Genomic DNA, 12,023 nt, shown 5'->3' with positions numbered 1-12,023 from the left:
CGGCGGGCCGCCCGGCAAAGCATTCAGACCGCCGTAGATCCGGTTGGTGCCGACGGGGTGGACGGCGTGACCTGCACCCGGGTCAGGAGGGCGAGCCCGGACAGGACGATCGCGTTGATCGCTCCGATCTTCTCCGCCGAGAGTTCCAGGCCGTAGGCGGCGAGGAGGGCTGCGGCTGCGGCGACGAGACCGGTGAACGCGGACGGTGCGATGGGCCGGGTCATGGCTGCGGTCGCCGCGGCGAACACCGCGGAGATGACGGCGACGATCGCGCCGGCCTGCTCGGCAGACAGGCCGAACTGGAACGTGACCAGCAGCGACAGGGCGGCGCTGATCGTGGCGATGACGAGAGCAGGCTCTCTGCCGAAGATACGCATGGTCAGGACTCCTGGTTCTGGGTGACGTCGATGTCGACCTTGACGACGGCGTCGGCGATGGCCTGCTGGACGGCGGCCACGATCTGGTTGGTGTCGGCGCCGCTGCCGACCTTGTCGGCGAGGGCATTGATGGCGGCGGACTGGGCGGCCACCGTCACCGACAGGGCGCGGACTCGGTTGCCGATGTCCTTCAGGTAGGACTCCGGCTGCCACGCGGCGTTCGTCTTGCGGTCCGGGGCGCTGTCGGGGGCAGCCACGGCGTCCGTCCGCCATACCGCGTCGTAGATGTCCTGCTTGGTGATCCCTGCCATGGGGTCCTCCTCCTCTCCGGGGACCCAGTCGGGTCCGTGGGCCAGGCGCTCGTCGACGTCGGCGCGGAACTGCGCGGGGGTGAAGTCGAACCGCCCCCGGGAGCCGTAGCCCTCGACCGGACCGCGTGGGTCGATCTTCCCTTCGACGCTGGTCTCCTTGTGGCAGCCGCAGGACTCTGCCGACCACCCGTACTCGCGGCAGATCGCGGCGTTGATGCGCACCCAGGCGTCGTACTGGGCGCACGGGTACACGTCCTTGTTGTCGCCGAGGTTCTCCGTCTCGATGCCATAGGCGACGTCGTTGCCGTCGATCGTGCCCGAACTGCGGGACGGCGCTGGGTGCGTGGCCTGCTCGTCACGGAAAGCCTGGTAGGCGTTGACCGCCATCGGGCCGGCGTGGTTCGCGCGACCGGCGCTGCACATCGTGGCCGTGCCGTCCTTGGCGAGGTGAATGTGGGCCAGCGGCGGAGGCAGCCCGGGCACGCCGTCCCGGGCCACGATGTCGCGTGAGTTCCGGCCGGCGGTGTGGTGGTTGAGGATCATGCGGACGGGGCCGAAAGCGAGGCCCGTCTCGTCGTCTCGCTCCCGGTCGCGCCAGCCCGGGTACTCGGAGATCCTCACGCCCTCCGCTCTCAGGATGGCGACGAACCGTTCTGGGGACAGGGGTGGTGCCATGCGGACTCCAGGGCATGAAGAAAGCCCCGGCCAGCGGGCGCGGGGCGTGCGAGGACAGTGCGGGTCAGGCGGTGGGCGTGTACCGGCGGACGGTGAGCTGGCCGTAGGCCTTGTCGACGGTGATGGACTGCCCGTCGGCCCTGGTGGACATGGCATCGCCGCGGAGAACAACGACGATGCGGTGCCCGGTCGGCCAGTCGTCGGGGACCGTGTACACGGTGTCGACGATGAGGGGCATGTGATGCCGTGTCCGGTCGACGTTGTCGCCGCAGTAGGAGCTGATCCGCGTCCACGGGCCAGACGAGCCCTGCCCGGAGTCCGCGTCGTAGGCCCACAGGTGGTAGCCGACTCCGACCGTGTACCCGGGATCGGTGTCATTGGTGACGCGGGCCCGGCCGATCACGTCGAGGACGTCGCCCGCGGTGACGGGCACGACCACTCTCAGCAGGGTGCGGTATCCCTGCGCGGGCCCGGTACCGATCGGCAGAGTCGAGGCGGGGACTTCGTCGGTGGCGTACACGCCGGTCAGGGTGACGCCCTCCACGGTGGTGATCACGTAGCTCCTTATTGGACGTAGCAGGCGGAGACGCGGACGATGTCTCCGGTGGAGATCTCGCCGTCGCTTGTCCACGCGCGCAGGTAGATCTGTCCGTCGGTTTCGATGCGTGCCTCGCCGAACCCGAAACCGTTTCCGCAGATCGCGGAGGTGTTCATGTCCGGCCGCCACCCCTGAGGGAGGGCGCACATGAGGACGTCCTCTACGTTTCCGGCAGACGAAGAGCCGATCCGATCCCCGGTGCGGGAGAGTTCGATGCTCAGCGAGCAGACGCCGGCTGTCTTGCGGGCGCGGAAGGACGCGACCGACCAGCCGCTGGCGGCGACGGCACCCGCGGTGGTCTCGTCGGTGAAACCCCAGAACACGATCCAGCTGCTGCCGTCGTAGAAGGTCAGCTGCTTGGTGTCCTGCAGGTAAGCGACCATCCCGGCAGCCGGGCTGTCGATCGCGGCGCTGCGCGCGGAAGCGGACGCGAACCGCAGCACACTGCGGGCGACGATGGCGTTGGCGATGTTCTTGGCCAGGGATTCGGCGTTGGGGGCGTCGGAGAGCGACGCGATGCTGACGCCCTGCCCGTAGTCGTCCGTGGTGGGCATGGGGCTCCTAGGCGGTCTGGTAGGTGATCTCCAGGCGGAGGATGTGCCCGGAGGCGAGCGTGGCCGGCGCGGTCGGCGACATGTTCGCCGCGGTCGCCGGTGTTGCCGCCGCGGGGAAGGTGACGTTCATGACGCTGCTGCCCGCGCCGAGAAATGCCTGGCCGATGTAGGTGGATCCGGCGGTGAGGCGGGCCGTGCCTACGTACTCGACGACGTCGTCGGCCGCGGCGAGCGGGACGCTGAACAGGTAGGCGCCAGATCCGTAGGTCGTCGTCGAGCCTGTGACGAGGCGGATCGCGGCTACGCAGGTTCGGCCCGGCAGACGCGTGTAGCGGCCGGTGATGGTGCCGTTGCCGAGGCTCGGGTTGGTAGTGGCTGCTGTCCAGGCCGGCGTGTACGCCCGCCATGGCGTGCCGGTCCCCGGGTCGGTGCGGCCGAGCGCGAGCCAGTTCCCGCTGCTGGACTGAGTGATGACGATGACGTCGCCGACAAGGGGCAGCGTGTATGTCTCCATGCGGCGGCACAGGATGTCGTCCGCGGTGACGGTGCCGTCCACGCCGACCGCGGTGACGGTGGCGAGCCGCCAGTCCGCGCCCCGCACGGACGGCGTCTGCTCCCCCGCCCGCTTCGCCTGCTGTTTGATCGCCCAGGCCAGATCCCGATGTACGCGCGGGGCGGGCTTGGTCATGAGCCCTCCTTGGCGCTGATGGTGCCGATCGGGAAGTCCCCGCCCGCATCCAGGGCCACGGTGAAAGACGCGACCTGGTGGAGTTCACGACTGCGGTCGGGGTGGACTATGCGCAGCACGTCACCCGGCTCCAGCGCCGGATTCGGCAAGGAACTGATGTCGCCGCTGGCGTTCGGAGCCCTGGCCTCCGCCAGTTTCAACTGGGCCGCGGCCTGGCAGGCAGACGCAGTGATCAGCGTCGACGACGAGTAGAACAGCGGCCGGCGCCCGAACGGGCCACCCCAGTGGGTGGGCGAGTCGGGATCGGTGTCGACCGCCAGATAGGAGACGGGGGCCACCCCCTCGGTCGTGTTCTCGCCGCGAGCCAGGACCCCGTTGTGGACGCCTTCGCTGGTCATGCCGCGGCTCGCGTTGATGTACACGCCGCCCTCACCGGCCGCCACCTCCCACACAGCCGGGGTGGTCAGCGGGTCGGGCAGGACTGCGATGACGAACAACCCGTCCGCGTTGGCGTACACCTCGGCGCCCGCAGCGGCGGCGATCTCCTGGCAGGCCGCCCACGGATCACCCTCCACGTCGAAAGTACGGCGGCCGATCGTCGTGTCGGTGATGGTGGAGACGACCTCGGCGTCCGGCAGGGACCGCTGCACGATCGACGTGATCGCGGAGACGACGGTGCCCGTCACCGTATACGGCGCGGTGAACCTGTCGTCCGCGATCACCGCCGACAAGTCCTTCCCCTGCAGCGTGACCGGGCCATCATTGACGTCGCCGTCGACCGAGTCGAGGCGAAACAGACCGAGCGGCACCAGCTCGGGCCGGCTACCGTCGCCGTAGTCGATGCCGCGGGCGATTCGCAGCCGGGCCCCATAGGTGGCGAGCTGATCGGCCGGCGTCCGCGGGATTAGGTGCGGATCGGGCACGGTGACGGTGCAGGTACGGCGGATCGCCTGCCCTCGATCGACGGTGACACTGCCCCCGATGTGCTCGAGGTCCACGACGCTGCCATCGGTGAGGAAAAGCTTCACCTCCGTGGCCACCTGATGAGACTCCGCGAGGCGTGCCAGAAACCGGTCGGAGACGGGATACACGACGTCACCCCCGCCAGTCGAGGAACACGTCCTCCCACGTCCCGTAGGTGTCCAGGACGTCCTGCCACGTGCTGAACTCCGTCAGTACGTCGCGCCAGGTGCGGCCCGCGGCCCCGTTGACGCCGGTCGTGACGGGCATGTCCTGCTCGACGAGCGGCAGCGTCCACGCCCGCCACTCGTCCTGAGCGACCCGGGCGACCCGGGTCTCGGTGACTTGCCCGACGGACACGTACATGTCGTCCACGCCCATCCCCGGCGCGGCCTGCCACAGCAGGATGTTGCCGGAGTCGAGGAGCAGGTGAAGGGCCTGACGCTCATCGTCGGAGCGTGTCCAGATGGGGAGGTCTCCCTCGAGGCCCTGCCGCCCGCCGGAGAGGACGATCTTGTTGCGGCGCCCGCGGACCACGAGCGTGGACTGCTCGATCGGACGCTGCCAGTCCGGAGCCTTCGCCACCATCACCCGCATGTTGCGCTGCGGATTCCCCGGGTCCTTCAGCCACGCCTCGTTGATGTCGTCGAGAGTGAGCTGAACCGTGCCCGACGATCTGGTCGACCGCGCGCCGGCCAAGTCGTAGATCTCGATGTGGTAGGAGACCTGCACACCCATCGGCGCCTCGTGGTCCTCGACAACGAGGAGGTCCGACGTGATGAGCTGCCGGTCGATGAGCCCCGACGGTCCGCGCACCAGCGTCCACGCCCCGGCAGCCGTCACCCGGTACACCGTCAGCGTGTAGTCCAGCGGCAGCTCCCGCAGGGTGAGCGTGACGTAGCCGTCCTCCGAATCGGCGGTCACCGCGGTGAGCGGCAGCACCTCCCACAGCGCCACCCGGTCCACGTGCAGCACGCTGTTGGTCGCCGACGCGGTCGGAACGACCTCGACCGCCCCCTGCGTCGCCCCCGCCGGAGCCTCCTGATCGGCCTGCATCGCATACCAGCTGCTGCCCGGCAGCACGTAGGCGATACCGACGGACGCCCCGAGGTCCACGTTCGCGGCGTCATACCAGCGGACCCGCACCAGCACGGTCGACCACGCTCCGGCCGCCGGATGAGCGTGAATCAGAGCCCTCCAGTTCACGCCCCCCGTGACCGGAAAGCGCGCCGACCTGATGACCGAGCTGGTGGCGGTGGTCGAGGTGACGGCGAGCGCGTAGGAGCCCGAATAGGCGGACGCGCCCCACGGTGTGGTGCGGGCGATCGTCGCCACCCCGGACGCCACCGACCACCCTGCGATGCCCTGCTCGAAGCTGGCATCTGCATACGGCAGGACGCTGCCCGCCTGCAAGGTAGGCACATCCCCTATGGCGACCGTCTCCAGTCGCAGCACCTGCCCGGCCGACGCACCATCCAGGCCGGCCGCGAGCGCGCACGTCACCGCAGCGGCCGGGGCCGTCGCGGACACCCGCTGCCGGTACATGCCCGTCGCCGGAGTCGGCGGCGCCAACATGCTGCGGGTGGCTTGGATCTGGCTACCGGTCGCATCGTAGAAGCGAAGCTCGATCCACGCCTGCGCCGTCACCGCGGGCGGCTGCAGGTAGGCGTAGGCCAGATACTCCTGGCCCGGGGTGACCGTCGGCCGGTCGACACTGATGATGGCCGCGTTGCCTGCGGCGACCGCGGTCATCGCCAGAGTGTGGCCGCCCGCCGTGTAGTTGGTGACAGCCCAGGTCACCGCTGGCACCTGTCGCGAGATCGTCGCGTTGACGACGGCCGCCCAGCCGCTGGCGTCTATCTCGGTGCTCTCCGTGTTGAAGGGGAACAGGTTGCCGGTGGTGCGGATCGGCAAGCCGAGGTAGACGTTCTCCCAGAAGTGGTTGACGCCGGCCCCGGTCTCCGTGGACGACAGCAGCACCTGCGCCTGCGTCGCCCCCGTCGGAGCCGTGCCCGCCACCGACACCCGATGCCATCCCGACGAGGCCGCCATCGTCGTCAGCGACCAGGTGACGCTGATCTCCCAGCCCGCCCGGTTCAGCCAGCGGATACCGATCCGCTCCGGCACCACACCGCTCGCGTCCGCGAACGCGTAGTAGACGGTGCCCGCTACGACGGGATACGAGGAGACGGTACGGGCCTGCACCTCCCCCGCCGCCACGCTCTTAACGATCAGGCACCCGTCCCCGTTTCGGCCGCCCGTCCCTTTGCTAATCGTGCAGTTGAGTTTGCTGGTCCACCCCGAAGTGTTCGGGTCGATGGACTCCGTCGTCGGAGAGAGGAAGTTCCCGGGAATCGCCAAGATGACCTCCTCACACCGCGTTGAGTACCTGGATCAGCTCGCCCTGTGCCGTGCGCACCTCGGCGCGCGCGATGTCGGTGATCTGCTGATCGCCGACGTACACCGACACCTGCAAGTCGCCCAGCTGTTGGCCGCCGCGGGCGAGCGCGTTGAACTGGCTGCCGGTCAGGACGGGCTCCGGCCGGCCGGTGCCGTTGTAGGCCAGGTTGAAGCCGGGCTGGAGCATGCCGCCCGAGTCGTACTTGCCGGGCATGAACCCGTACCAGTCCGTGAACAGTGAGTCCTTATATCCGCGGGCCCTTGAACCCACGACCACGCCGTCGCCACCACGGGACTCGACATTCGTCTTGCCGAGGGTGCCCGCGGTGTGGCCCACCCCGGCATTCGTGATGCCGACACGGAAGGCGCTGTTGCCGTTCTTCACCCACCCGGGCGGGGCCGTCCGACCGGAGAACGCCATCGTCGCCCACCGCCGGTGCGGCTGCTGACCTCGGATGACGGACTCGATCGCCGACATGAAACCAGAGCAGTCCCAGGACGGGTTTCCGTTACCGGCCCACTGGTAGGGCAGGCCGTGTTGGGTGCGCGCCCACTTCAACGCCGCAGCGATCCGCGGCCCGCCGATACCGCCGGCGCCCCGCTTGTCGGCCTCCTTGCTGTAGCCGAACAAGGCGTCGATGATCCGCGTCGGAATGTGGCGGATCAGCCGGCCGAAGCCGGTATCCATGCCCGGGAAGGACTTCAGCAGCGGGTCGACGGTGTGCTTCACACCAGCCCGCGCGGAGGCTTCCAGCGTGTCACCAAGCCAGGACGCACCTTCCCTGATCTTGTTCCAGGCTGTCGATCCGGCACCGACCGCATCCGACGCCCGGTCCTTGATCCAGCCGAAGATCCCACCGTCCGCGAACCGCTGGACGACGCCGCCCGAGGAGTAGCGCAGCGACGTGTCCGTCGGCGTGCGCGGGTTCCCCCCGAGAGCGGGCGCCAGGGCCGCCTTGATGCCCTGCGAGCCCCTGCTGCGGGCGATGGAGTTCATCGTGTTGACGAACCCTGAGCCGACCGCGCGGGTGAACTCCGGCCGCATGATGGCCTCGCCACCCGACAGTTCCAGCCGGCCGCCCGTCGGAGACACGAACCGGTGTACATCCCGGCCCGGCGTGTAACCGGGCATGATGCCACCGCGGGCGAACTTGAACTCGCGCAGCTTGGGGGCGCCGAAAGCGCTCGCAACCTGATTCCAGACGCCGACAATTCCCTTGTTGTAGACGGTGTCGACGACAAACTGGACCGGGGCCTTCGCTACCGACTTCAGCCGGTCCCACTGGGTCTTGATGGCGCCGACGGCGTCATCGAAGACACCCCCCAGCCCCTTTACGATCTTCTTCCAGCTATCGAAGATGGGCTTGATGCCCTTCTCCCACGCGTACTTCCCTGCCGCGACAATACCGTCCCATGCTGGCTTGATCGCGTTCTGCCACAGCCACTTGCCCCAGCGGCCGATCTCCTTCATCCCGTCCACAAAGGCACGGAAAATCGGACGGAGAATCTCATACCACAGCCACTTGGCACCCGCCTGAATGCCAGACCAGGCAGGCTTGATGGCGTTGTTCCACAGCCACTTCGCCTTGTCACCGATCCACTGGAAAGCAGGCTTGAAGGCGTTGTTCCACAGCCACAAGGCCAGCGCAGCAATGGCGTTGAAGGCGGGCGTAAGAGCGTCAGTCCACAGCCACATCGCAATCGCAGCGACCAGCTTGAACGCGACGATGATCGGGAGCAAGACAGCAGTGACCAGCGCTGTCAGCAGAATGCGCCCGACAAAGACGATCCCGTCGAAAGCCGGCTTGATCGCGTTGTTCCACAGCCACATCGCCCAGCCGCCGACCGTTCGCAGGCCAGTCATGATGCCGTTGAAGGCAGGCTTCAGCGCGTTGTTCCACAGCCACATGGCCCCGGCCTGGATCCCCGACCACACAACCTGCACGGCATCCCGGAACCACGCGAACCGCCGATAGAGGTAGAGGACCGCCAGAACGACGCCGGCGATAGCAAGGGCGATCCACCCCCACGGGCCAGCCATGCTGATGGTGGTGAAGGCCGCCATAGCGCCAGAAGTGAGGACCAAAGCGATACGCCACAGCCGTGTGACGACCAGCAGCCCCCACAGGCCGATCACCAGCTCCGGCACATGCGTGGCGAGCGAACTCACGCCCGAGGCCAGCCCGCCGAGCAGCTCGAGCAGCGGCTTCGACACGGGCGACAGGGCCTGCCCGATGTCGAACAGAGCGGTGCCGATCTTGCCGAAGGTGTCCGCCAGGATCGGCGCATGCTCAGAGGAGTACGACAAGAACCGCTCGAACTCCGGGCTCCCCTTCAGGGAAGTGCCCCAGTTCGCGAACCGGCCGGTGATGGTCTGCATCCGCGAGGAGATGGAGTCCATGTGCGGGAAGAAGGCCTGCATGACGCCGGCCATGCCCTTGAAGACGTTCCCGAAGGAGATGCCGAGCCCTGTGATGGCGGGCTTGATCGAGCCCTCGAGGTCGGCCTTGAACTCCTTCCACCACGGCGACTTGAACCCACGCGACGCCCGCTCCTGCAAGCCACTGATCGCGTCCGCGGCCTCCAGCACGAACGGCGTCAACCCCGGCAGGCTGTTCTTCAGGCCGTTCAGGGCACGAGTGAAGATCGGCATGACGGCGGGCTGCAGGCTCTTCGACCAGGCGGAGAAAGCGTCCTTCAGCCCGAGGAACGCGGTCAGTGTCTCCCGTGCGCTCGGCGTGAGCTTCGCCAGCTCAGCCTCATACTTCTGCTGCGCCAGGGCAGCCTGATCCACGCCCCCCGCCGCTGAAAGCGACGCGGAGGCAATCTGCCGTTGTGCCGACGCGATCGAATCCGCCGCCGACTGCTGCGCCTGCGCAAGCTGCTCCTGAGCACGCGCAACCGACCGGGCGCCATCCTCCTGCGTGCGGGTGACGTTCCGCTGCGCCTCGGCAACCCGCTGCTGCGCCTCAGCGATGTCCTGCTGGCCCTGCACTGCCTGCCGGGCCGCATCCTCCCGGGCTTTCGACAACGACCGCTGCTGGTCGGCGACACCTTCCTCGGCCTGCTGGAGACGCTCCTGCGCATCCAACACCAGGTCGGAGCCCTCGACGCCGGCCTTGTCCGCCTTCCTCTTCTCGGAGGTCAGTTCCTTCGTCTCGGCCTGCTGATCCTTGAGCCGCTGCACCGCCTGGTCATAGGCGAGCTGGGCGCGCTGCTGCTCCAGATACGAGGCGGTCGCACCCGCCTCCTGCACCGCGCGCAGCCGAGTACGGGCCTCCTGCACCTGCAAGATCGCGTCCCGCTCGGACAGCTGGGCATTCGCGAGCCGCGACTCCAAGTCCTGCAACTGCTGGGCGGCATCCGCGCGAGCCTGAGTCAGATCCTCCTGCGCCTGCCGGGCGGTGCGCTGCGCGTCCGCGAGAGACTCCTCCGCGCTACGGACCTGCTCGGCCGCTTGCCGCTGCCGGTCCGCGGCCTGCTGCACCGCATCCGCCAGCCCCCGCCGGGCAGACTTCACCTGCTCGACGGCCCGCTCGTTCGCCTCCGCCGCGCCCCGTACCGCGTCCGAAACGCCCTGCTCAGCCTGCCGAATCTGACGGGCCGCATTCCGGTGCGCAGTAGCGAGGGACTGCTGGGCGCCCGCCATCTGCAGCGCCCTCTGCGCCCCCTGAGACGACGCCTGCCCGCCCTGCATCGTCGCCTGCGTCGCCGCGTCCTGGGCAGCCTTCTGGGCCTGCATGACCTTGCCCATCTGGGCAAACGCAGGCACAGCCACCAAAGCGATCGAGCCGATACCGACAGCCGCCGCGGTAGCAGCCGCCGCGATCGCGCCCAAGCCGGCGGCAACCACCGGAAGGACCGGCAACAGCGCCGGACCAAACGCAAGCGCCGCCGTCGACAACAGATGCAGATTCGCCGCCGCCGACCTCGCGTCGACGTCCACGTTCGCGGTACGCCCGTCGAGCCGGTTCACCTGCGCGTTGAACGCCGCCAGTTGCGCCGACGCAGCCGCAGCATCCACCCGCACCTGCACGTCCGCATCCGATGCCGACAACCGATCCAGACGCGCCTGAAGCTGAGCCATTGCCGCGGTGGCCGTCGCCGAATCGACGTCGATACCGATCCGCACATCCGACAAAGCCCGCATCCGGGCCTGAATGTCGGCGAGCTCCCGCTGAGCGTCCGAGGAGTTCGCACGCAGACGGATCTCCGGCAGTGTCGCCAACGCCGCCTGCAGCTGAGCCTTCAGCGACCGAGCAAACGTCGACCCCGTCTGCTGACCCTGACGGGCCGCCGGAGCCTGAGCGGTACGGCCACCAGCCGTCACACCATCACGGACCGCCGCCGTAATGTGCGCCGACATCTGACGGCCGATAATCCGGCCGACCTCGTCACCGATCGTCGTCGCCGCCGGCAGCAAAGCCGCCCGCAGCTGCGCCTGAATCCCGCGCGCATTCGGGACGATGTCGACTTCGACGGAGCCGACAGAGATAGCAGGCACCAGGAGCCTCCTCCCAGCGCCCTACGCGGCGCCCCCTTGCAGCAGCTTCAGCAGCCTGTCGGCGCTCTTCTCGGTGAGCTGCGCCTTCTTCTTCCGCGGCCCAGCACCAGGTCGACGCATCGGCTCAGGCGGATCCGGCCGCTGTGACTTTTTCTCCGTGTTTACGCAGATCAGCACCCACTCCAGGCGACGGATCGCATCCACCGCCGCGGCGAGGAGCTGTTCCTGCTGCGACCAGCGACCCTTCTCCGGCTCACCCTTGTCCGCCTGCTCCGCAAGCTGCAACGAGGTGAGCTCGTTCCGCAGGGCGGTCATCGTGTGCGACTCAGGCGGCAGATGCTCGATGAACACCCGCAACCACCGCCACGACCGCTTACCCGTCAGGACGTCGGCAATGTCGTAGCGCCGCTCGATCAGGTCGGCCTCTACCGCCTCCGCGTGCGCCCGCCAGATCGCGATCGTGCCACGGACTTTCCCAAGCTCTCACCCGAGCGCTCGGCAGCCTCCGCCACGAACTCCTGGAACTCCTGCACCGTCGGATCGGCCTCGAGGTAGTAGTCGTAGTCGTCCGGGTGCAACACCTTCTCGGCGAAGAAGTCAATCTGCCCCGCGTTCAGGGCCCGCTGCCACGAGGCACGCCACCCCGCCGGAGGAATGACCTGCACCTCCTCACCGCACAGCTCGACCGTGACGTAGCCGGCAGCCTCGATCTCCTGCGCATCCGCCGCCGACACCTCGACGTCCTCGTCCGGCTCGACGTCCAACTCCACCGCACGCCGCGTGGTGGCGGGCCGGGCCACGGCACGCGAGGCGCTGCGCGGCTTCCTGCTGGTACTGGTGCTCTTGCTCGCTGCTGCCATGGCGCGGGCTCCTCACTCATCTCCTGGCGCGGGCTGGTGTAGAGGTGGACGGGCCGGGCCCGCGCCAACGGTGACGCCCCGCAGGACGCCTACGGC

At 68.6% G+C, this 12,023-nt stretch carries 10 protein-coding genes; all 10 read right to left on the bottom strand.

Features of this window, described 5'->3' with window-relative positions:
* Positions 1-23: 23 nt before the first annotated feature.
* A complete protein-coding gene (locus tag ACF07S_RS10540) occupies positions 24-377 on the bottom strand; it encodes a hypothetical protein (protein ID WP_391973985.1) in 354 nt (117 codons plus the stop codon).
* A gap of 2 nt (positions 378-379) precedes the next feature.
* Positions 380-1,363, bottom strand: a complete 984-nt coding sequence (locus tag ACF07S_RS10535; RefSeq protein ID WP_391973984.1) for an N-acetylmuramoyl-L-alanine amidase — start codon at positions 1,361-1,363, stop codon at positions 380-382.
* Positions 1,364-1,427: 64 nt separating this feature from the next.
* A complete protein-coding gene (locus ACF07S_RS10530; protein WP_391973983.1) occupies positions 1,428-1,919 on the bottom strand; it encodes a hypothetical protein in 492 nt (163 codons plus the stop codon).
* A gap of 8 nt (positions 1,920-1,927) precedes the next feature.
* On the bottom strand, positions 1,928-2,515 hold the full coding sequence (locus ACF07S_RS10525; RefSeq protein ID WP_391973982.1) for a hypothetical protein: 588 nt from the start codon (positions 2,513-2,515) through the stop codon (positions 1,928-1,930).
* Positions 2,516-2,522: 7 nt separating this feature from the next.
* Entirely contained in the window at positions 2,523-3,203 is a 681-nt protein-coding gene (locus ACF07S_RS10520; RefSeq protein WP_391973981.1) for a hypothetical protein, read from the bottom strand.
* Positions 3,200-4,294, bottom strand: coding sequence for a DUF5047 domain-containing protein (locus ACF07S_RS10515; protein WP_391973980.1), 1,095 nt, complete (start codon positions 4,292-4,294; stop codon positions 3,200-3,202). Before ACF07S_RS10515 ends, ACF07S_RS10520 begins: the two co-directional genes overlap by 4 nt.
* A gap of 4 nt (positions 4,295-4,298) precedes the next feature.
* Positions 4,299-6,524, bottom strand: coding sequence for a hypothetical protein (locus tag ACF07S_RS10510; protein ID WP_391973979.1), 2,226 nt, complete (start codon positions 6,522-6,524; stop codon positions 4,299-4,301).
* Positions 6,525-6,534: 10 nt separating this feature from the next.
* Positions 6,535-11,067: a hypothetical protein gene (locus tag ACF07S_RS10505; RefSeq protein WP_391973978.1), complete on the bottom strand. Its 4,533-nt coding sequence runs from the start codon at positions 11,065-11,067 to the stop codon at positions 6,535-6,537.
* Positions 11,068-11,088: 21 nt separating this feature from the next.
* Entirely contained in the window at positions 11,089-11,418 is a 330-nt protein-coding gene (locus ACF07S_RS10500) for a hypothetical protein (protein WP_391973977.1), read from the bottom strand.
* A 74-nt stretch (positions 11,419-11,492) separates the two neighbouring features.
* Entirely contained in the window at positions 11,493-11,927 is a 435-nt protein-coding gene (locus ACF07S_RS10495) for a hypothetical protein (RefSeq protein ID WP_391973976.1), read from the bottom strand.
* Positions 11,928-12,023: the final 96 nt, after the last annotated feature.

Source organism: Streptomyces sp. NPDC016640, from assembly GCF_043076215.1.
Taxonomy (GTDB): Bacteria; Actinomycetota; Actinomycetes; order Streptomycetales; family Streptomycetaceae; genus Streptomyces.
This window is presented reverse-complemented; position numbering and strand designations above follow the sequence as displayed.